The 19,859-nt window shown below is 61.4% G+C and carries 14 protein-coding genes; 10 read left to right on the top strand and 4 right to left on the bottom strand.

The window, feature by feature from the left end; genetic code table 11:
- Window positions 1–13: 13 nt before the first annotated feature.
- The 7 genes from hyfB to IYW40_RS16915 all read left to right on the top strand — a co-directional run bounded on the left by hyfB (window position 14) and on the right by IYW40_RS16915 (window position 9,137).
- A complete protein-coding gene (gene hyfB, locus IYW40_RS16945; RefSeq protein WP_196401478.1) occupies window positions 14–2,011 on the top strand; it encodes a hydrogenase 4 subunit B in 1,998 nt (665 codons plus the stop codon).
- A complete protein-coding gene (locus tag IYW40_RS16940; protein WP_196401477.1) occupies window positions 2,008–2,961 on the top strand; it encodes an NADH-quinone oxidoreductase subunit H in 954 nt (317 codons plus the stop codon). Before hyfB ends, IYW40_RS16940 begins: the two co-directional genes overlap by 4 nt.
- Window positions 2,961–3,623 (top strand): hydrogenase-4 component E, encoded by a 663-nt coding sequence (locus tag IYW40_RS16935; protein WP_196401476.1) that lies wholly within the window; start codon window positions 2,961–2,963, stop codon window positions 3,621–3,623. Before IYW40_RS16940 ends, IYW40_RS16935 begins: the two co-directional genes overlap by 1 nt.
- Window positions 3,620–5,068: a hydrogenase 4 subunit F gene (locus IYW40_RS16930; protein WP_196401475.1), complete on the top strand. Its 1,449-nt coding sequence runs from the start codon at window positions 3,620–3,622 to the stop codon at window positions 5,066–5,068. Before IYW40_RS16935 ends, IYW40_RS16930 begins: the two co-directional genes overlap by 4 nt.
- A gap of 17 nt (window positions 5,069–5,085) precedes the next feature.
- Window positions 5,086–6,603, top strand: coding sequence for an NADH-quinone oxidoreductase subunit C (locus IYW40_RS16925; RefSeq protein ID WP_246720878.1), 1,518 nt, complete (start codon window positions 5,086–5,088; stop codon window positions 6,601–6,603).
- 12 nt (window positions 6,604–6,615) lie between these two features.
- Entirely contained in the window at window positions 6,616–7,131 is a 516-nt protein-coding gene (locus IYW40_RS16920) for an NADH-quinone oxidoreductase subunit B family protein (protein WP_196401474.1), read from the top strand.
- Between the two features lie 257 nt (window positions 7,132–7,388).
- A complete protein-coding gene (locus tag IYW40_RS16915; protein WP_196401473.1) occupies window positions 7,389–9,137 on the top strand; it encodes a porin in 1,749 nt (582 codons plus the stop codon).
- 101 nt (window positions 9,138–9,238) lie between these two features.
- Here IYW40_RS16915 and IYW40_RS16910 read toward each other — a convergent pair whose 3' ends face one another.
- Window positions 9,239–10,267 carry an HAD family hydrolase gene (locus IYW40_RS16910; protein WP_210327348.1) on the bottom strand — a complete coding sequence of 343 codons (1,029 nt, stop codon included), beginning with the start codon at window positions 10,265–10,267 and terminating at the stop codon, window positions 9,239–9,241.
- 735 nt (window positions 10,268–11,002) lie between these two features.
- Window positions 11,003–13,273: an HWE histidine kinase domain-containing protein gene (locus tag IYW40_RS16905; protein WP_196401472.1), complete on the bottom strand. Its 2,271-nt coding sequence runs from the start codon at window positions 13,271–13,273 to the stop codon at window positions 11,003–11,005.
- A gap of 165 nt (window positions 13,274–13,438) precedes the next feature.
- Between IYW40_RS16905 and IYW40_RS16900 the strand changes: the two genes are divergently transcribed.
- Complete coding sequence (locus IYW40_RS16900; protein ID WP_196401471.1) at window positions 13,439–14,209, top strand: DUF4239 domain-containing protein; 771 nt, start codon at window positions 13,439–13,441, stop codon at window positions 14,207–14,209.
- 121 nt (window positions 14,210–14,330) lie between these two features.
- Window positions 14,331–15,161 (top strand): class I SAM-dependent methyltransferase, encoded by an 831-nt coding sequence (locus IYW40_RS16895; RefSeq protein ID WP_196401470.1) that lies wholly within the window; start codon window positions 14,331–14,333, stop codon window positions 15,159–15,161.
- Window positions 15,162–15,644: 483 nt separating this feature from the next.
- Here IYW40_RS16895 and IYW40_RS16890 read toward each other — a convergent pair whose 3' ends face one another.
- Both IYW40_RS16890 and IYW40_RS16885 read right to left on the bottom strand, forming a co-directional pair.
- Window positions 15,645–17,033, bottom strand: coding sequence for a tryptophanase (locus IYW40_RS16890; protein ID WP_348644301.1), 1,389 nt, complete (start codon window positions 17,031–17,033; stop codon window positions 15,645–15,647).
- A gap of 266 nt (window positions 17,034–17,299) precedes the next feature.
- Window positions 17,300–18,625: a hypothetical protein gene (locus IYW40_RS16885; RefSeq protein WP_196401469.1), complete on the bottom strand. Its 1,326-nt coding sequence runs from the start codon at window positions 18,623–18,625 to the stop codon at window positions 17,300–17,302.
- A gap of 391 nt (window positions 18,626–19,016) precedes the next feature.
- Between IYW40_RS16885 and IYW40_RS16880 the strand changes: the two genes are divergently transcribed.
- Window positions 19,017–19,814, top strand: a complete 798-nt coding sequence (locus tag IYW40_RS16880) for a lytic murein transglycosylase (RefSeq protein WP_196401468.1) — start codon at window positions 19,017–19,019, stop codon at window positions 19,812–19,814.
- Window positions 19,815–19,859: the final 45 nt, after the last annotated feature.

The raw sequence follows: 19,859 nt of genomic DNA, 5'->3' as shown, positions 1-19,859 counted from the left end.
CGAAGGTGACCGCATGCCGCTCTACCTCGCGTTGACCTGTGTCAGCGCCCTGCTCGCCGTCAGCGTCTACGCCATCGTCGACAGGCGGAACCACGACGTCAGCCGAAACGTTTACCGCCTTTGCGTCGGCCTCTGCGGCGTCCTCTTCCTCGCGGCGGTCATGCCCAGGGGCGCTCATGTCGTTTCGACGGCTCTGCCGCTCGGACTGCCGTGGATCGGCATGCATTTTCGCATCGACGTCCTGACCGCCTTTTTTCTCGCTGTCGTCAATCTGGGCGGCGCGGCGGCGAGCGCCTATGCGATCGGCTATGGCGCGCATGAGAGAGAGCCGATGCGCGTGCTGCCGTTCTATCCGGCTTTTCTCGCTGGCATGAACCTCGTCGTGCTGGCCGACGACGCCTTCACCTTCCTCGTCGCTTGGGAGTTCATGTCGCTTACTTCATGGGCGCTCGTGCTGACGCATCATCATGAGGAGGAGAACAGGCGCGCTGGCTTCGTCTATTTGTTGATGGCGAGCTTCGGCGGTTTTGCGCTGTTGATGGCGTTTGGCGTTCTCGGTGGCGTCGCCGGCGCCTACGACTTCGCCTCGATTCGCGAGTCGACCAAGGAGGGATGGAAGGCGGGCCTCGTCCTGGCTCTCGCGTTAGTCGGAATGGGGTCGAAAGCCGGACTCGCGCCCTTGCATATCTGGCTCCCGCTCGCCCATCCCGCGGCGCCAAGCCACGTCTCGGCGCTGATGAGCGGCGTTATGACGAAGGTCGCCATCTACGGCTTCATTCGCGTCGTGTTCGATTTGCTCGGCCCGCCGGCCTTCTGGTGGTCGGTCGAGCCGATGACCTTTGGCGCAGCGAGCGCCCTCATCGGCGTTCTCTTCGCGACGATTCAGAGCGATCTGAAGAAGCTGCTCGCCTACAGCACCATCGAAAATATCGGCATCATCTTCATCGCGCTCGGTCTTGCCTTGGCGTTCAAGGCCAATGGCATGGCGCTGCCGGCCGCCCTCGCCTTCACTGCGGCGCTCTTTCACGTTTTCAATCATTCGCTGTTCAAGAGCCTCCTGTTTTTTGGCGCCGGCGCGGTATTGAACGCGAGCGGCGAAAGAAGCATCGAACGCCTCGGCGGTCTTATTCACTCCATGCCGAAAACGGCGTTCCTTTTTCTCGGCGGCTGCGTCGCCATCGCCGCCCTGCCGCCGCTGAACGGCTTCGTCTCGGAATGGCTGGTCTTTCAGGCGATCCTGCTGAGCCCGTCGCTGCCGCAATGGACCGTGAAGCTCCTCGTTCCGGCGGTCGGCGTGGCGCTGGCGCTGAGCGCGGCGCTCGGCGCTGGCTGTTACATCCGCGCCTATGGCGTCGCTTTTCTGGGGCGCCCCCGCAGCGAAGCGGCACGCGCGGCGCACGACCCAGATCGCTGGTCGCTCGCGTCCATGGCGGTATTGCTGACGCTGTGCCTCACGGCCGGTCTGCTGCCGAGCCTCGTCATCGACACGATCTCGCCCGTGGCGAAAGATTTTGTCGGCGGCCGCATGCCGACGCAGGCTGAACTCTCCTGGCTCTCGATCGCGCCCGTGGCCGAAAGCCGCAGCTCCTACAATGGGCTTCTGGTCTTCGTGTTCATTCTTTTCTCCGCCTATTCGGCGAGATGGGTCATCCACAAATTCGGCACGGCGCGGTCGCGGCGCGCGCCGGCCTGGGACTGCGGCTACATCGAAACCAGCCCCATGACGCAATACACAGGCAGCAGCTTCGCGCAGCCGATCCGGCGCACCCTTGGCGTCATCGCCTTTTCGGTGCGGGAGCGCCTCGACATGCCAGCGCCTGGCGATACGCGGGCCGCGCGCTTAAGCATTGAAATCAAGGATCGAATCTTCGACTATCTCTATGCGCCGCTCACGCGGGCGGTTGAGTCCTGCGCCGCCGGGCTGAACATCCTCAGTCTCCTGACGATCCAGGAATATCTCGCGCTGGTTTTCGCGGCGCTCGTCTTCCTCCTGGTCCTGGTGGCGATATGACGCTTCTTTTCAATCTCATGGCGCAGAGCGTCCAAATGCTTTTGGTGCTTGCGCTGGCGCCGCTGCTCATCGGCTTTGTTCGAAAGCTGAAGGCGCGCCTCTTGCGCCGCAAAGGACCGCCGATCATTCAACCCTGGCTCGATCTCATTCGGCTGCTGCGCAAGGAGGTCGTCCTCGCCGAAAACGCGTCGTGGCTGTACCGCTGGGCGCCCTATCTGATCTTTGCCATGATCTGGGTCGCCGCTTCGCTCGTGCCGACATTCGCCACGGGACTGACGTTCAGCTGGTCGGCCGATCTCATCGCCATCATCGCCCTGCTCGGCAGCGCCCGTTTTTTCCTTGCTCTCGCCGGCATGGACATTGGAACAAGTTTTGGCGGCATCGGCTCAAGCCGCGAGGCGATGTTCGGCTCGCTCGCGGAGCCGGCGATGATGATGATCGTCTTCACCGTCTCCTTCGTCGCCGGAACGACGCAGCTGTCTGAAATTGCAGCCTACATGGTCGCGAATATGGAATTGCGCGCCTCGGTCGGGATGGCGCTCGTCGCGCTCCTCATCGTCGCCATCGCAGAGAATGGACGGATTCCCGTCGATAATCCCGCGACCCATCTTGAGTTGACGATGGTGCATGAGGCGATGGTTCTCGAATATTCCGGGCGCTACCTCGCGCTCATTGAACTCGCCGCGGCGCTCAAGCTGCTCCTTTATCTCTCGCTCATCGCCTGCGTCTTTTTCCCCGTCGGGCTCGCCTCGCATGATGCGGGCGCGGAGGCGATGATGATTGGGCTTTGCGCTTACGTCCTGAAGCTGGCGATCGGCGGCGGCGCGCTCGCGCTGTTTGAGACAACCACAGCCAAGATGCGCATCTTCCGCGTTCCCGACTTTCTCGGCGCGGGGCTGATGCTTGGCCTCCTCGCGACGCTGCTCGTTTTCGTGACACGGAGCCTCTGATGGAGCTTTTGACAATCGACATCGCCCATGTGCTCGCGGGCGCGCTCCTGCTGACGAGCTTCATGCTGCTGTATCAGGATCGACTGTCGGGGCTGATCAATATCTACACGCTCCACGCCGTCATTCTGTCGCTGTCGGTCGCCTGGCAGGCCTATTACCAGGACGCACATCATCTCTATCTAACGGCTGCCATCGCGGCGATCTTCAAGGCGCTGATCATTCCCTTCAGCCTTCGCCACATCATCAAGCGCTTGCGCATCCATCGCACCGTGGAGGTTGTTGGCGGCGTCGGCATCACCATGCTCATCGGCATATTTCTCGTGGCGCTGTCCCTCGTCGTCATGCTGCCGGCGACCGCCTCCGCCGATCCGCTGTCGCGCGAGGACATCGCATTCGCCTTGGCGATCGTGCTGCTGGGACTGTTGATGATGGTGACGCGACGCAACGTCGTGAGCCAGATTATCGGCTTCATGTCGCTGGAAAATGGTCTGGTTTTGGCGGCTGCAGGGGCGAACGGCATGCCGCTCGTCGTCGAGATCAGCGTCGCCTTTTCCATTCTCATCGCCTTCATCGTGATCGGCATCTTCCTGTTTCGCATCCGTGAGCGATTCGACAACGTCGACCTTTCTGAACTCGATCGCGTGCGCGGAGGACGTTCATGAGTTCCGATCTCTTCCTGGTCTCGAACGCGCTTGTCGGCATTCCCGCCGTCGCGGCCATTGCCGTTGCGCTTGAACCGGCCTACCGACGCTCGGCGATCATCAACCTCTGCGCCTCCGGCGCGACGTTTCTCTTCGCGCTTGTGCTTCTCGTCGTCGAGCCCGAAAGCGGCGGCTATCTCTTTGTCGACGACCTCAACATCGTCTTTGTTGTGCTCTCGACCTTCATCGGCTTCACCACGAGCGTCTATAGCGCGAGCTATATCGACCATGAGATCGAAACTGGCCGGCTGACCACGAGAAACGTCCGCTTCTATCACGCGATGTATCAGTCGCTGATGTGCGCGATGAATCTGGCGCTGCTCGCCAGCAACATCGGCCTCATGTGGGTCGCGGTCGAAGTCGCGACCCTGACAACCGTGTTGATGGTCGGCATGTACCGCACGCCGCACGCTCTCGAGGCCGCTTGGAAATATTTCATCCTCGGCAGCGTCGGGATCGCGCTGGCGCTCTTCGGCACGATCCTCATTTACATGGCGGCCGAGCCGGTTCTGGGACAGGGCTACGACGCCATGGTCTGGACGACGCTGATGCAGAAAGCGCCGCAGTTCAATCCGCGGATGCTCAACGTCGCCTTCGTGTTCCTGATGCTCGGCTACGGCACGAAGGTTGGGTTGGCGCCGATGCACGCCTGGCTTCCGGATGCGCATGCGGAAGGCCCGACGCCGATCTCGGCGGTCTTGTCCGGCCTCCTTCTGAATGTCGCGCTTTACGCGGTGCTGCGGTTCAAGATGCTGCTGACGGCCAATGCGGCGGCGATTACGCCAGGCCCGTTGATGATCACGCTCGGCCTTGCATCTCTCATCATGGCGGCCTTCATGCTTTACCGCCGTGGCGACATCAAGCGGCTGTTCGCCTACTCCTCCATCGAGCACATGGGCATTATCGCCTTCGCCTTTGGCATGGGCGGGCCGCTCGCCAACTTCGCCGGTCTGCTGCACATGACGATGCACAGCCTGACCAAGTCCGCGATCTTCTTCTCGGTCGGCCACATCGCGCAGGTCAAGGGCACGCAGCGAATCGCCGACATCCGAGGACTGACGCAGAGCCAGCCGGCGCTCGGCTGGTCCCTCGTCGCTGGCGTCGTCGCAATCATCGGCCTGCCGCCGCTGGGCATCTTCATGAGCGAATTTCTCGTCGTAAGCTCGACCTTCGCACGCCAGCCGCTCCTCGCTATCCCGCTGGTTTTCGGCCTCCTGCTGGCTTTTGGCGCCTTGCTGTTGCGGCTCACCGGGATGGCGTTCGGCGAGCCAAGCCGCGACCAAGGCGAGGTGAAGGCTTCGATGTGGCCTGTCTACGCCCATCTAGCCCTTGTGCTGCTGGCCGGAATCTATCTTCCGTCTCACGTCGTGACTTGGTTCCAGAACGTCGCGCGACTGTTAGGCTGAGCTCGAAGGATGAAAAGATGAACTTCGCCAGCAAACAGATAGAGGCCCAGCCGTCGCCGCCGACGTGTCTGCCCTGGCCGCGTGAGATCGTCGACAGAGCTGGTTGGCTAGCTTTCGCCGAAAGTCTTGCGAGAGGCGAGCGCGAGCTCCTCAGCCTCTGGGGCGAACCTTCGAGCGTTCACATGGCGGCGCTCGAAGAGCGGGAGCCGCGCCTGCGCATTGTCACGTTGGACTGCCCCAAGGGCTCCTTTCCATCCGTCGGGCGATTGCATCCGCCGGCGTTGAGGCTCGAGCGCGCGATCCGCGATCTTTATGGCCTGCGAGCCGAAAACGCGCCCGACGAGCGGCCCTGGCTCGATCATGGCCGTTGGGGCGTGCGTCATCCTTGCAACGACCCCGAAAAGATCGACTCCGCCAGTGACAGCTACGCGTTCCTTCCCGCAGAAGGCGAACCGCTCCACCAGATACCGGTCGGACCCGTGCACGCCGGCATTATCGAACCGGGCCATTTCCGCTTCTCAGCCAATGGCGAAACCGTCGTGCGGCTTGAGGAGCGGTTTGGCTTTGTGCACAAGGGCGTCGATCAACTGATGGCCGGCGCCTCGATCGAGCGCGCCGCGCGTCTCGCGGCGCGCGTGTCCGGCGACAGCACGGTCGCCTATAGCCTCGCCTTTTCGCAGGCGATCGAAGCGGCGTTCGACGTCAATGTTCCGCCGCGCGCGACATATCTGCGCGCTCTAATGGCTGAACTCGAACGGCTCGCTAATCATTTCGGCGATATCGGCGCCATCTGTAACGACGCGGCCTTCGCATTGATGCATGCGCAGTGCGGCATCGTCCGCGAACGCATCTTGAGAAAAGCGGCAAATTGCTTCGGACACCGCCTGATGATGGATCGCATCGCGCCGGGAGGCGTTGTCGTCGATTTGGAGCAAGAGAACGTCGCGGCGCTTTTCACGCTGATCGAGTGGATCGAGCTCATGACTCCGCGCCTGATCGCGCTCTTCGGCGACACGACGTCGCTGCAGGATCGGACCGTCGGAACCGGCGTCGTCAGTGAGGCGCTCGCAAAGCAATATGCGTGCGGGGGCTATGTCGGACGCGCCTCCGGCCGGACATTCGACGCGCGCAAGGCGATCGGTTACGCCCCCTACCCGCAGCTGACCTTCGAGATCGGCGGCTCGAAGGAAGGCGACGTCGACGCGCGCGTCTGGGTCCGGTTCGATGAAATCAGAGCCTCGCTGCGAATCGTCAGACAGATTCTCGACGAAGCGCCGCAGGGTCCGATCATCGCCGCATGGGCGCTGCCGGAAGACTGGACGCGCGAAGGCGCCGCGCTCGTCGAAGGATTCCGCGGCGATATATTTGTCTGGCTGCGCATCCGCGCGGACGGCGTGGTGCAGCGCTGTCATTTGCGCGATCCGTCCTGGTTCCAGTGGCCGCTGCTCGAAGCGGCGATCAAGGACAACATCGTCGCCGACTTCCCCCTCTGCAACAAATCCTTCAACTGTTCCTACTCGGGGCATGATCTCTAGGACACGCGCGCGATGCAGAAATTCTTGCTTCAGGGCCTGCTCCGCCGCGCTCTGACCGAACAGGCCCCCATTCCGGATCCGACGTCGATCGCGGAACTTGGCTACACGCTGGGGCGCACCGCGCGCCAAAAACTGGGCCGCAGCCTGTCGATCCGCGAAGTCGACGCGGGCTCCTGCAATGGCTGCGAGCTGGAAATACACGCGCTCAGCAACGCCTATTACGATCTCGAGAGATTCGGCCTGCGCTTCGTGGCGTCGCCGCGTCACGCCGACGTCTTGCTCGTCACCGGACCGGTGACGAAAAACATGCGCGAAGCGCTTGAGCGAACCTATGCGGCGACGCCGGATCCAAAATGGGTGATCGCCGTCGGCGACTGCGCCTTTGACGGCGGCGTTTATTGCGAGAGCTACGCATGCGTGGGGGCCGTCGCGAAAGTCGTCCCCGTCGATCTTCATATTCGCGGCTGTCCGCCTGATCCGACGACGCTGCTCAAGGGGCTGATCGCCTTCGTTGAAACGATGAGCTGAACGACTCCGCCGAGACCCGCTTCGGCCGCGAATGTGGCGATGCGCTGTCACCCGGCCGATTCTCGAAATGCGCGAGCAATATTTCCTCGCACGAGAAAAACTCGAGAAAAACCTACGTACGAAAACTTGGCTAGAACGAGAGCGCGCTTCGCGCTTCGCATATGCGAGTCGCGGCGTTCAACGCGATGAACTTGCTGTCTTGATGCGCGGCAAAGCGCTCGCCGCTCACGCGAATAAAGACGCAAGCGGGGCTAGTCATGAATCTCCCAGGCTGGAAGCATGTCGCGGCAAGCGGGCTTGTCGCGGTTTTCTCGACAACGGCGGCGCATGCCGCCTCAAGCGACGCGATTGAGGCGAGGCTGCGAGTGCTGGAGGCGGAGATCGCAAAACTGCGGCGAGAGGCTCGCCAGGCCAAAGCGGAAGCCCAGCAGGCGACTCAGTCCGCTCAACGAAGCGCGGCGAAGGCCGAGGCGGCGCAAACCGCGACGTCGCTCATGCCGCCGGTTTTCGTCGCATTCAAGAACGGCCTGTTCGTCGAAAGCGCAGACAAAGCCTACAGCTTCAAGATTGGCGGGCGCATGCAGTTCGATGGCGGCGGCGCGGCGCAGCCGCTCAATGGCTGGTCAGGCCAGGCCGGCGTGCGCCAGGTGCGTCTCGAAGTGGAGGGCAAGGCTGCAAAATACTGGTTCTACAAACTGCAATATGATTTCGCCGGCTCGCAATATGGCACGCCCTTCAATGCGCCAGTTCAGGGAGGCATTCGCGACTTCTATCTTGGCGTACAACATCCCATTTTCGCGCTGCCATTCACGAAGGAGCCAGCCTTCATCCATATCGGCAGCTATTTCGAACCCTTCAGCCTCGAATTCACCGCGTCCTCGCGATTCCGCGACTTCATCGAACGCGCTATGGCGGTCGAAGCCATCGCGCCCAGCCGCCACCTTGGCGCGGCGATCGGCGCTTATGGCGACAATTGGACCGCCAAGGGCGGCATCTTCACCACGAGCTTCGAAGATTTGAACACAAACCCAGCGGTCGGCGCGCCGCCGTTAATCGGCATTCCGGCGCGCGCCGGTTGGGTCCCCACAGGCGGCGGCCAATATTTCGATCTGACAGGCCGATTGACCTACGCGCCGATCATGACCGAACACGATCTGCTGCATGTCGGCGTCTCCGGCCGCTATCACCAGCCAAACAGCGCCACGGGATTATCCGACGATCGCGTGCTGCGCATCGGCAACCGCATTCGCTCGGAAGCCTATATTCTTAACCAGGGGCTGCTTGGAACGCCGGATCTTTCCTGCGGAACCGTCGCTCTGCCGGGATGGACGTCGGCGGCCGCGGCGCATTGCGTCAACAACGTGCAGTCCTTTGGCGTGGAGCTGTCCGCGGCGCATGGGCCGTTCTCGCTGCAGGCCGAATATCTGGGGCAGCAAGTCAATCGCAACACCACCAATATCGCGCTCGCGCGCCTCGCGGGCGCTTTCGCGCCGGGCGGCGCCTCGCATTATTTCAGCGGCTTTTATCTCTATGGACAATGGTACCTGACCGGCGAGGAGCGCGCCGCCGCATATGACGTGACGAACAAACTCGGCGCAAACTTCAATCAGATCACGATCAAGCATCCGATGAGCGCGGGCGGCTTCGGCGCGGTTGGGGTCGCCGCGCGCTACAGCGCGCTCAATCTCAACAGCGGACCCTATAGCGGCTCAAGCCTCTACAACATGCTCGCCTATACGACGCTCATCGCGCCCAATCCCGTCGCCGCGTCTTATATCGGCAACGCTGGCGTGGTCGGCGGCCACCAGCAAAACGTCACTCTGGGACTCAATTGGTATCCCGACAATGGAATCCACTTTCAGTTCAACTGGGTCCATGTGCTGCAGGCCTCTGCGCCGCTCAATGATTACGCCTTGTTCACGACCGGCGTTCCGACGCGGCAAGGTCCCTATTTCAACGGCGCCCATCCCGATCTCTTCGAGGCGCGCGCGCAGGTCTATTGGTAGACGATCCGCCGACGCGCGCACGGCTCTTCAGTCCGTAGAAGGAACGGGCGCTCAAGACGCGCGGCGTATCGCTGCTTTGGAACGCGCTTCTTCCATGTGCTTCATTGTTCGAAAGCCCATATCCGGCTCCAATCGCTTTTCATGCTGATAACGAACCAACCCTGCCGCTTCGCCTCATCATGCAAAGACTGAGGAAAAGCCCCAATTCTGGTGTCGGGCAATCCGAGCGCTGGGCCATAGGCGTATTCGCGCCGGACGTCGTCGTGTAAAACCAACATGCCAAGCCGCGCGCCGTCCCCCGACGTCGTGTATTCGAGCATCTGCCGGTCGCCCGTTGAGTTGCCGAAGGCGGCGCGCGGCCGACGACCGATCATCAAATGGATGGCCTCGGGCTTGCCGGCGCCGACGTCGCTGAGCAGCGTTTCGGCGCTCTCGATCAGAACGGGACGCCCGCGACTGTCATAACGATAACTCACGCTCTCCAGAGTCCCGACAACCTCCTCGGGCGGAACGCCATAGGTCTTCTCTGCGTAGACTCGCACGAAATCCTGCCCGCCTCCGGTGACGATGTAGGTCTTGTAGCCGTTGGCGCGCAGATGCTTCATCAGTTCGAGCATTGGCAGATACGTCAGCTCGGTGTAGCGGCGACCCCAGCGCGGGTGTCTCGCTGTCTCAAGCCATTTCTCCGCATCGGCTCTGAACCGCTCTACACTCATGCCGCTGAGCGGCGTGGCCATGATCTTGATGAGGTCCTTCGTGGAAAGCTTCGATATCGCCTCCATGTTGCGAGAGAGCGCGGTCTTGAAGGGCTCGATCTTCGCAAGCGCCGGTCTCGCCTGTACGACGGCAGGCAGGCGATCCAGACAATACATCAACTGCGGATATATCGGATGTGACGCCCAGAGCGTGCCATCCTGATCGAAGACCGCGATACGCTCTTCGGGCGGGGCGAATTTCGTACTGGATGGATCGGTCGTCGCTCGAATGAATTCGACGATTGCATGTTTAGCCGGACCTTCGTTCCATGACGGAAGCGGATCGCTTCCCGCTCTGACAGATGATCCCGCCAACAGGAATGTTGTGGCCATCACAGCGATCAGGAAGCTCAATCGAACCAGCGCTTTCATCATTCCTCCCTGATAGGCTGACAGGTTGTCTAACGAGCGCCTCCGAGGTCCCATGCCGGCACGAACGGATGGTCGACGGCAGACGATGGGCGCGGTTATTTATAAGCGATTTGCGTGATCGATTGTGGTTGCCATCCCCGGCGCGAACATGAGTCGTCTTCGAGCGCGGCGCCTCGACTTTTGGAGCAGCTGCTTCGCGCCGAAGATCTGTTGAGAACCACAAGCGCCGCGACAAATTTGCAACGCTTGGCGCAATTCGTCGATGAAAGACGCGAGAAGATCGGAACAGAGCTTGATTTCATTCGTTGTTAGGATGACGCTCTTAAATCGGTTGTTCAGTGGTCCGTCTCTAAAGAAGGAGATTTCCAATGACCACCAGGAAGCTTCAGCGAAGGCGAAGCGCGATCAGATCGCTTCTCCAGAACCTCGAAACTCGTCCGTTCTGCGGGGATCAATTGCCGCACTCCGGCGGATGGCTGAGTCAGCCTCGGCCGAAGCTGTCGCGCGGCTCGGCCAGCGCCGGCGGTCAAGGCGATCGCCGATAGAGATTTGCGGCTGAGGGGCCTGTGAGCGCCACAGCCGCGCCAGCATTGGACGCGGACAGCATTCCGCAAACGAACGCCCCGACCGTGGATGTAACGGCGGGGCGTTCTGCATAGAGCGGCAAAGGTCGCATGCAGCGTCGATAAAGGGTCCTTGGAGGTAGTAGTCGCTCTTGCTGCGGCGCTACTTTTCGGCTCAGGGGGATTCCGGCGCCTCCAGCACATTCTCAATCGGGCAGTCGAAGTCCCAGACGACGCCTGCGCTGTCGTATTGGAGCCTTGCATCCCCTCTGAGGTTCAGTCTGATCATGTCACGAATGACTGTGGACCCGAAGCCGTTACGCGCAGGCGGAACGACCGTGGGACCCTCCGTCTCACGCCAGCGCATCGTGAAACGCCGGCCTTCGCCATCTTGCTCGCGGACGCCCCATTCGATGTCAACGCGGCCATCCGAGTTGGACAGAGCGCCATATTTGACGGCGTTGGTCGCCAGCTCATGCAGCGCCATGCTGAAAGATTGCGACGCCGCGGCCGAGATGATCAGCGGCGGGCCGTTTAGCCCGATGCGATCGCCGATCAAATCCTCCAGATGAGCGAGCTGCGAGCGCACGAGATCGCTTAGCGGGACGCCTTGCCAATCGCTGGCGACCAGCAGGTCCTGGTTGGCGGCGAGAGACAAAATGCGCTCTTGAAACGTTTCCTCGAAGTCGCGTCCTGGATTGCCCGCGGTCGCTCGTGCGATGGCCAGCACGATGCTCAACATGTTTTTCGAGCGATGATTGAGCTCGCGCATGAGAAGAGCGCGCTGTTCCTCCGCGCGCACGCGCTCAGTCACATCCCTCGACAGCACGGCGACTCGTGGGCTGTCCGCTTCCTCGATGCGGAAGACAAACGCGTCGTAGATCTTGCCGAGCGCTCGCGCTCTGCGGACGACGCGTTCGGCGTTCCCGGAAACCCCGACTCTGCCGATCGTATCGATCCAGTCCTTTTCTAGGCTGGGCGCAAGCTCGCGACCGCTCCGCCCTTCAACGTTCTTCAGCCCGGTAATAGCCACAAATGCTGGATTGACTTCAAGGAAGCGGTAGTCGACCGCATGACCTTCCTCGTCATAGAGCGGCTCGACCACCGTGAAGCTTTCGTCAATGGATTCGAACAGCAGGCGATAGCGCGACTCGCTGTCGCGCAGCGCCTCCTCCGCGCGCGCCCGTTCAATCGCCGACCACGTTCGCTCGGCGACATCTTCGGCGACCGCCGCCTGAGCGGCGCTCCACGTCCGCGGTCGCCGCGAGTGAACGGTAACCACCGCGACCAGCCGGTCGTCCTTGACCAGCGGCGCGGCCAGAAAAGCGGAAATCGAACGGCTTTCGAATGACCTTAGGGTCTCAGGCGCCGCCGTGCGCGGGTCGTTGCGAACGTCGCTGACGACGATTGTTCTGCCACGCTTGAGGTCTGCGATCAGGGCCTCTCCCCAACTCTCGAGACGATGGCGCCCGGCGTTGCTTGGCGCCGCGCCGTCGTTCCAGTCGTGCTGAACAGTTGCGTAGTCGCCGGTCTCGTCGATCTCCGCATAGGCCGCTTGGGTGGCCTTGAGATGTCGGCCCAGGACCTCGCTGGCCGCAGCCTGAATCGCCACGGGATCCGCCAACGGGCGCAATCGGTCATTCAGATCGATGAGGAGATTTTGCCGAACCTCGCGGTCCCGACGGTTCACCTCGCACGTCAGTTGCTCCATCGTGTCACTTATGGCGAGAACGATCAGGTTAAGCTGGTCGAGCCGACGGCCGTTCACCAGCATCACCCGAGGACCGAGGTCTTGGAACACGTGTTCGATCTGGTAGTCGTCGAAACTCTGGCGGCGAGGGAGGATATCCTCAAGCAGCCGTCGCAGCTCCGGGGTGTCCCACTGGCCATTGTCCAGCTCGTAAACGAGACGTCCTTCCGTCTCCTTGGGGTCTCCCCCGAAGAGTCGATAGAAGGGCCGATTCGCCGAGTGAACCGTGAGGTCCGCGTGGAGAACCAGCAGCGCTTCACGGACGCTGTCGATCAGTTTCTCCGAAAATTCGATCCGGCCTTCGAGTTCATGACGAAGCCGCTCACACTCGCTCTCGTCGAATATCGCAAGCAGGATGCAATCTTTTTCATCCGGCCTGCGGATGCGCTTGGCGTTGAGCCGCATGATGCGACGGCCGACACGTTCGAAGTCATGTTCGACGCGGCAATCCTCGATCATACTGTTTCGCTCAACAATTTGCTCTAGCAGCCGGCGCAGCTCCGGGATGTCCCACTGCCCGTCGCAAAGCTCATAAACCGGCCGGCCGACTGTCTCCTCGCGCGTCACCTGAAACTGGCTGAGGAACGCGTCATTGGCGAACTCGACCGTGAGTTGTGAATCCAGCGCCAGCAGCGGCAAGCCCACGGTCTCCAGGATCGAGCTCGCATAGGCGGAAATGTCCGTCTCGGTTGACATGCCTACCGAACTCAGATCGACGATCGCCCTCGCGAAAGGTAAGGCGTTTTGGCGCGAGAGGAACCCCGTAATGCGAAAGGCAGGCGGGCAAGTGGATGCGATCGTCTGGCGAATCTCGATTATGATGTCCTTCAATCGTCATTAATTGTCGATTCGAGGGGAAACGTGCTTTTAAAATTCTGGATGTCGCAGACGACGCTCGTCATGGCGCTCATGCTCACATTCGCCATGGCCGCAGTCGCGCTTTTCCTGTGCTGGCTTAGCTTCGCCTCGCGCTTTGCCGCCTATGCGCAGAACTGGAAAGGCGTCGTGCCGCCCTTCGTCGCCGTTCCGGCGACCCTGTTTGGCCTGCTGATGACGTTCCTCTCGCAGGACGTCTGGGACGCAAATCGCAGCGCCTATCGCGCCATCGCCATGGAGCGCGAGCAATTGGCGACGCTCGCGGCGCTTTCGGGCAATCATGGACTCAACGCGGATGATATTCCGCGCGCCGTGCGAGACTATGTGGAAACCGCCGTTGGCCTCGAATGGAAGACCATGGAAGACGGCAAAGAATCGCCGGAAACCGAGGCCGCGCTGAACAGACTCACGCACGCGGTCGCCAGCGCGAGAATCGAGGCGGCCTTCCAGCGCGCGCTCGTCGATACGGTGATGCGTTTGCGATCGGCGCGGGAACAACGACTCGCGATTGCGGGGGCCTTTCCCGACGATCGCAAATGGGCGGCGGTGATCATCATCGCCTTCATCACGCAAATCGCCCTTGCCATCGTGCATCTCGACCGCCCAAGGCCTCAGCTTCTCGCGCAGGCGGTTTTCGCTTTGGCGGCGATCGTCCCGATATCGCTGGTCGCATCCGTGGACGAGCCCTATTCGCCGCCCAATGCGGTGAGTTCCGAGCCGCTTGCGCAACTGCTGGAGCGCTATCCGCAAAAGTGACCGGGCCGCCCTCTGTGAGAGCGCCCTGTAGACGCAGCTAAGAGTTCCAAAAAATTGCATTAACCTTCAACGAGGGCGGGGCGCGTTGCTGCGCCGAACCCGGGTCCGATCGAGACAGCCAATGGTCGAAATTCAAAAGGTGGTGGGAACCGCTTTTGTCGTGGCGGAATTCCGCAATGACGAAAACAAGCAAGCTCATCCGCTCTACCGCGATCCCTTCGTCCACCTGTTCCTCAATCGGGAATCGAAAGAGGCGGCGGATCGCATTTCCCATTCGTTCCCGCCGATAAGGAACAATGTGCGACTGAGAACGCGCTACTTCGACGACCGGCTCCGTCTTCAGATCGACAAAGGATGCCGACAAATACTCATACTGGGCGCCGGACTCGACACAAGGCCGCAGCGGATCGCGGCCGAAGGCGTCGCCTATTTTGAAATCGACGCTCCTGAAACCCAGGCGTTCAAAAAGGCGAAGCTCGAAGCAAGTGATGTTGATCCCAATACGAAATATATTGGGGCGGATTATGTGACGGATGGAATGATCGGTCTCCTTCGTCGAAACGGATTTGACTTCAAACTTCCCACGCATGTCATATGGGAAGGGAACACAATGTATTTGGATGAAGCGGCGGTCTGTCAGATCTTGACGGACCTCATGCGCCATATCGAGAGCTGCTCGGTGTCCTTCGACTATTTCGCCGAGGATGTGATCCAGAACGCCACCGGCGATCCTGAAATCACCAGCGTCGTTGAAAGATTCGCCGCAATGGGCGCTCCTTGGACGTACGGGATCGAGAATCTTGCGGAGCAAGCCGCGCGGTGCGGAGCGAGCGTGCTCGATCGTTGCACAGTCGCCGACCTTCATCGGACCTACTGGCCGGATCAGCCGTTAGCGTCGCCCCTTTACGGGCGATATTCGCTTTGCACGCTGCAGAACGCGGTGGCGTCGTAATACGCGCGTCGCGGCCCGCGCCGGGGGAACCGAACGTAAACGCCGTAAAGATCGTCAGGGAGACGGCCCAGCGCTACATGAATATCAAAGTCGTAAGACAGGAGACCGCCATGCCAAAAGGCATTCTGTTCACCGGCGATTTTGAGGTATCTGCGATGCCCGCGCTCATTCCTGGCAGCTGGTATATTGGATTTGCGTGCAAACAGTGCCGACAACGCTTTGCTTTTCTGAGCGAGCTGACAGGCACGGGCGCTCTGGAGATATCCGGGCCCGCCACATTTAAGGTGACGTGTCCGAACTGCGGAGCGCGCGGAGAATATTCGGCCACCGAGGTCCTACAGTTTCAGGCCGCTCAGGGCGGCCCATCGTCGACCGCTTAGATCGCTTCCCGATCACATGGAATCATGTGATCGATAAGGACCGCCTCTAAGGCGAGTTACGCCGCCCTCACGTAACCTCACTTGCCGCCGCAGCGCTCGCGGTTCAACCGGCCCGTTCGTAATGGGCGGTGAAGTGCCGCAGAAATGGCGCCTGTTGAGTAATCCGGTAGGCTTCGATTGACTCGCGCTGGCGACCGATGGCGTCCAGCACCTCAATCAGATAGTCGAAATGGCTCTGCGTATAGACCCGGCGAGGGAACGCCAACCGCACCAATTCGTGCGACGCCGCGATCTCCTCTCCCCCTCCCGGCGCAGGCTTTCCGAACATGACGCTGCCGAGTTCGACGGCGCGAACGCCGCCTTCAAGATAAAGCGCATTGACGAGCCCGATGCCGGGATAGTCGCTGGCCCTCAGATGCGGGCAAAACGCGGCGGCGTCGATGAATATGGCGTGACCGCCGGCGGGGCGAACGATCGGTATGTCGCGCGAGATCAGCGCCGACGCCACATATTCGACGGTCGCATGCCGATAGCGCTGATAGTCATATTCCAACGCCTCCAACAGGCCGACGGAGATTGCCTCCAGATCACGGCCGGCGAGACCGCCGTATGTCGGAAATCCTTCCGTCAGGATGAGCAGGTTGCGAAAGTCATCGGCCCAAGAATCATTGTTGCAGGCGAGAAATCCTCCGATATTTGCGAGCCCGTCCTTCTTTGCGCTCATCGTCGCCCCATCGGCGAATGAAAACATTTCCCGCGCAATTTCCAGCAGGCTCCGATCGGCGAAGCCCTGCTCGTGTTCTTTGATGAAGAATGCGTTTTCCGCAAAGCGGCAAGCGTCGATCATCAGCGGGATGTTCTGCTTTTCCAAGATTTGCTTGACGCTCCGGACGTTCTCCATTGACACCGGTTGGCCTCCGCCGGTGTTGTTGGTCACTGTCAGCATGCAGAAAGGAATGTTTCCGGCACCTTCCGCCTCGATCAACTGTTCGAGTCGCGCGAGGTCCATATTTCCTTTGAACCGTTTTTCAGAATGCAGATCGCGCGCTTCGATCGACGGTAAGTCCGTCGCGACGGCGCCGACATATTCGATGTTCGCGCGCGTCGTATCGAAGTGACCGTTGTTAGGAACGACGTTCCCCTTTTTCAAACGCGTCGCAGCCAGAATGCGCTCAGCGGCGCGTCCCTGATGCGTCGGGAAAATGTGTTTGAAACCGGTAATCTCGCGCACGGTTCGCTCGAATCGTCGCCAGGAGCGACTGCCGGCATAGCTTTCGTCGCCGAGCATGAGAGCCGCCCATTGGCGATCGGACATGGCCCCCGTGCCGCTGTCGGTCAGCAGGTCGATGGTGACGTGGTCGGCGTCCAAGAGGAAGACGTTGTTGAACGCCCTGGCGAGAAGGACTTCACGCTCGCTGCGCGTGGTGATGGGCAGCGCCTCGGTCATCTTGATGCGAAACGGCTCGATGATCGTTCTCACGGGAATGCTCACGATTGAATGCCGAAACCGACCGGGCTGTCGGCCCACGTGCTCTTCAAATGGGCCTCATCGCACGGCTGGTCCACTTCCAGGCGCGAACGGCAGGCATCGCCGCCTCCTTCAGAGCGGCGCGCGAGCTTCTGCTCCCTGGTAGATTATTCAGCGGGGATCATCGGGCAGTTCGTGCGCCTTCAAGCGTTCGCGCGTTTGACGCGGCAAGTGCATCGCGCCGGCGGCGACGATCGATTGTGGGCGACTGCGTCGATCAACGGCGATCGTTACTGCTTCTCCCCGAGCCGTCCGAAAAACTTGCGAACCGAATTCGCGGTGCGCTTCAGGAAGGTGGAGAAGCCGTCGGGCTTCCTAGAGGTTTGATGGCTGGCGTTCCTGTCCTTGGCTTGATGCTTGGGTTTGGCGTCCGCGCCGGTATTGACTGCTCCGCGTTTGGACTCAGAGGCGTTTTGCTCCTGGTCGGGCCTGATCTGCTCACGCGATCGTTCCGGCGCCACGGCCGCCGGCTCCGCATTTGAATTCTTGTCCGGCTTTGCAGGCGAGGCGGCTTCCGTGGCGGCGCGCGGAACCGGCGCCGGCAGAGTCGCCGCTGGCGCAGCCTCATTGCCATGGAGAGCCTTGTCTCCCTGCTCACGCTCTTGGGATGGAGACGGCGCTTTGCTTCCCTGCCCGGCGCCCGGCGCAACCGGATTCGGTTTCGAGTTTTCCGGCGTTTCGGCTGGAGGCGCAGCAATGATTGCGGCGTCGCTCGGCCTTGCCGGCGCGGCGCCGCTCGGATGTGTCGCCGCGTCGTTTTTCGGCGCGCTTCCATTCTCCATGAGCTTTGGCGCCGGGGCGTCGGACGTCTCCGCCTTGGGCAATGCGCTCCGGCTGCGATTAGTCTTTTCCGTTTTTTTCTGCGGCGCGCCGGGCGCATTGGCGTCATTGGTCGAGCCGAAAGGGCCCCACAGCGCTGTTGTGACGCCAATGACGGAAACCAAACCGCCAACAACGATGAGGCCGGCGATCATGATGGTTCGGCCGGCGCGGCGCGGCGGCTTGTCGAGAACCGTTCCGTCGTGGCGGCTTACAAGAGGCACAAGGGCTGTTGCTGAAGCTTCATCATTGGCGCCTGTCGCCGCGTCTTGGTTCGCAGATCCGCGATCCTCGGACAGGCTGATGCGCTCCACCGCGACGCCGTCATCCGACGGCGACGAGTCCAGATCTGAAATGGAATGGTCGTCGCTAACGCCCGCCGCTTCCGCTTCATCCGGTCCAGCGATCGTTTCGCGTCGCCGTTCTTCTTGCTGGTGACGCTTGAAGCCCTCGATGAGCCAGTTATCGACGGGAACTTCCTTGCTTGCCGCATGCGTATGCGCGCTACGGGATTGATGCCTCGCCGCTTTTTCGCGCTCGTCCTCTTGCCGGCGCCTGAAGGCTTCAGCGATCCAATTATTGCCGGATCCGTCGTGAGCGCGGCGCGTTTCGCGGGTGTCGGCGCCGCCTGGGGAAGAGCTGCGCTCGCTGCTTCGCCGCGTGTCTTCGCGGCGTTTAAAGGCGCCGAGCGTCCAATCGCTTTCGAGAATTTCCTGCAAAATCTTATCCCCACTCACCGGCTCCGCTCCTGCGCTCAAGGCTGCAGCGACGATCATCCGGGAACGCATGAGGTCTACACGAATGATCGATGCTAGCTGACTGAGGGCGTGCGTCAATGATCCTGGGCTAGACTCCGACTTGGTCAAGTTGGAGGCGCGCCAAATGTGGGCTCGAACACCCCCCTAACGCAAGCGTCACTTGAACGAGAACAGCCGCGGTCGGACGTTCAATGCCGAGCTTACGACGCGCCATGTGGAGCCGCCATGTGACGGTGGCGCAGAAACGGCCATTCGAGGTAAGCTCTCGCTGAAGCGGGAAGCGATGTGAGAGAGCTGGAACGCCGCGGCGGCCGCGCCTGACGGCCACGACGGAAGCGAGTTCAGAAATTTAAACAAAAGGAAACAGACTATGCGGACTGTCCTCAAAATTTCGATTACGCTCGCGTTTGTTGGAATTTCGCATCCCGCACTGGCGGCCCAGTGTGGACGCTCGGCGGCGGGCTTCGACAATTGGAAGCAGGAATTTGCCCAGGAAGCGCGCGGCCACGGCATAGGTCAGGCTGGCATCAGCGCGCTGATGGGCACCCATTACAACGCGGCGACGATTTCCGCCGATCGCGGCCAGAAGAGCTTCCGCCTTTCGCTCGACCAGTTCCTCGCCAAGCGCGGCGGCTCGGCCATCGTGTCGCGCGGCCGCGCGCTCAAGCGGTCCTACGGCGGACTCTTCGCCCAGATCGAGCAGCGCTACGGCGTGCCGCCGGGACCACTTCTCGCGATCTGGGGAATGGAGACCGGCTTTGGCGCGGTGCATGGCAACCAGCACGCGCTGTCGGCCGTGGCGACGCTGGCTTATGACTGCCGCCGTTCCGACTATTTCACCGATCAGCTCTATGCCGCGCTGACATTGGTCGATCGGGGCGCGCTGTCGCCGAACGCCCGCGGCTCCATGCATGGCGAGATCGGCCAGACTCAGTTCCTGCCGAAAAACATCCTGAATTACGGCGGAGGCGGCAACCTCGACAGCGCGGCGCCCGCGCTCAACGCCACGGCGAATTTCCTTCACGCCCATGGCTGGCGCGCCGGCGGCGGCTATCAGCCCGGCGAAAGCAATTTCGGGGCGATCCAGGCGTGGAACGCGGCTTCGGTCTATCAACAGGCGATTGCGCAAATTGGCCGACAGATCGACGGCGGCGGCGCCTACCAGTGACGCGCCAAGCAAAAAAAACGCCGGCGCGAATGGCGCCGGCGCATA

Source organism: Methylocystis sp. H4A (assembly GCF_015709545.1).
In the GTDB taxonomy this organism is placed as follows: Bacteria; Pseudomonadota; Alphaproteobacteria; order Rhizobiales; family Beijerinckiaceae; genus Methylocystis; species Methylocystis silviterrae.
This window is presented reverse-complemented; position numbering and strand designations above follow the sequence as displayed.

Bases quoted from the DNA above. Each gene is read 5' to 3' on its own strand.
- hyfB (WP_196401478.1), top strand. From the start codon at position 14: ATGCCGCTCTACCTCGCGTTGACCTGTGTCAGCGCCCTGCTCGCCGTC.
- IYW40_RS16940 (WP_196401477.1), top strand. From the start codon at position 2,008: ATGACGCTTCTTTTCAATCTCATGGCGCAGAGCGTCCAAATGCTTTTG.
- IYW40_RS16935 (WP_196401476.1), top strand. From the start codon at position 2,961: ATGGAGCTTTTGACAATCGACATCGCCCATGTGCTCGCGGGCGCGCTC.
- IYW40_RS16930 (WP_196401475.1), top strand. From the start codon at position 3,620: ATGAGTTCCGATCTCTTCCTGGTCTCGAACGCGCTTGTCGGCATTCCC.
- IYW40_RS16925 (WP_246720878.1), top strand. From the start codon at position 5,086: ATGAACTTCGCCAGCAAACAGATAGAGGCCCAGCCGTCGCCGCCGACG.
- IYW40_RS16920 (WP_196401474.1), top strand. From the start codon at position 6,616: ATGCAGAAATTCTTGCTTCAGGGCCTGCTCCGCCGCGCTCTGACCGAA.
- IYW40_RS16915 (WP_196401473.1), top strand. From the start codon at position 7,389: ATGAATCTCCCAGGCTGGAAGCATGTCGCGGCAAGCGGGCTTGTCGCG.
- IYW40_RS16910 (WP_210327348.1), bottom strand. From the start codon at position 10,267: ATGATGAAAGCGCTGGTTCGATTGAGCTTCCTGATCGCTGTGATGGCC.
- IYW40_RS16905 (WP_196401472.1), bottom strand. From the start codon at position 13,273: ATGTCAACCGAGACGGACATTTCCGCCTATGCGAGCTCGATCCTGGAG.
- IYW40_RS16895 (WP_196401470.1), top strand. From the start codon at position 14,331: ATGGTCGAAATTCAAAAGGTGGTGGGAACCGCTTTTGTCGTGGCGGAA.
- IYW40_RS16880 (WP_196401468.1), top strand. From the start codon at position 19,017: ATGCGGACTGTCCTCAAAATTTCGATTACGCTCGCGTTTGTTGGAATT.